Below are 466 nucleotides of genomic sequence, written 5' to 3' on the forward strand. Positions count from 1 at the left end.
TTAAAACATTTGTTTTAAGGATTGCTACAAAATATCAAATCCAAGCTGTTTTAAATTTAAGTTTCCAGTTTAACGATGGCAATTTTTCTCCTATCCATCTATCCAATAATTTTACTTATTAAATTTTAAATCTGACATAATCTTAGGTAAACATATGAAAATTTTGATTGTTCTGACCTCCCATGATCAACTTGGTGACACAGGCGAAAAAACCGGTTTCTGGCTAGAGGAACTGGCTGCCCCATATTATCGATTCATTGATGCAGGAGCCGAAATCACTTTAGTCTCCCCCCAAGGTGGTCACCCGCCGCTTGATCCTAAAAGCAGTGCTGAAGATGCCCAAACTGAAGCAACCAGACGTTTTGAAGCAGATGAAACCGCCATGCGTGCTTTAGCCAATACCCATAAATTAAGCGAAGTAAATGCAGATGAGTTTGATGCCGTATTCTATCCAGGTGGACATGGT

The 466-nt window shown here is 39.3% G+C and carries 1 pseudogene; it reads left to right on the forward strand.

The annotated features are described in order from the left end of the window. Positions 1 to 154 precede the first annotated feature (154 nt). Positions 155 to 466 (forward strand): annotated as a pseudogene (locus tag B4033_RS00175) (type 1 glutamine amidotransferase domain-containing protein); the annotation flags it as partial.

This window comes from Acinetobacter sp. UBA3132, assembly GCF_002364825.1.
Lineage (GTDB): Bacteria > Pseudomonadota > Gammaproteobacteria > Pseudomonadales > Moraxellaceae > Acinetobacter > Acinetobacter schindleri.